Annotated in this window: 1 protein-coding gene; it reads right to left on the reverse strand. The window is 34.6% G+C overall.

Translation table 11 applies throughout. The features are described from left to right. The coding region (locus ON063_RS14810) for a dynamin family protein (RefSeq protein ID WP_274665651.1) at positions 1-290 on the reverse strand (290 nt) is incomplete at its 3' end. Between the last annotated feature and the right edge of the window lie 259 nt (positions 291-549).

Raw genomic sequence — 549 nt, forward strand, 5'->3', positions numbered from 1 at the left:
AAAAGGATTTCACGCTCGCCTTTTTTGATTTTAGTAATCAATGCTGTCGTTTCTTTCATTTGGGTCGGCAAAGTCTGCTCCTTCAAAATTCCATTTAAAAATGTTGACTTTCCAGCCGATACTTCCCCAGTGACTGCTAAAGTAAACGTACTCCGCATCATTCTGTCGAGAAGTTCGTGTCCCTCTTCTACAATCGACTCGACACCAACCAGTTTGGCGAATTGAATCATCTGCTGGAGCGATTGACTCATAGCTTTGAGCGTTCGATTGTAATGTTCAACTTTTTCCATTTTCTTCACTCCATCATGTTTTGATTACAGTAATAAATATTTATGAAAGATATTTTTGAATAACCTAATCCACACAATTTTATGATTATAATAGAACTCAAATTCAATCATAATGTAATTATAAGGAATTATATCGGATTATTGTTGTTTATTTTTTCTAATCAAGTACATAATATAACAAATTTCACCTCAATAAAAAAGCTCATCATGCGAGGTCGCATGATGAGTTTCATTTTTCATTCCACCCCAAACCGATACA

The organism is Exiguobacterium sp. B2(2022), assembly GCF_028823655.1.
In the GTDB taxonomy this organism is placed as follows: Bacteria; Bacillota; Bacilli; order Exiguobacteriales; family Exiguobacteriaceae; genus Exiguobacterium; species Exiguobacterium aestuarii_A.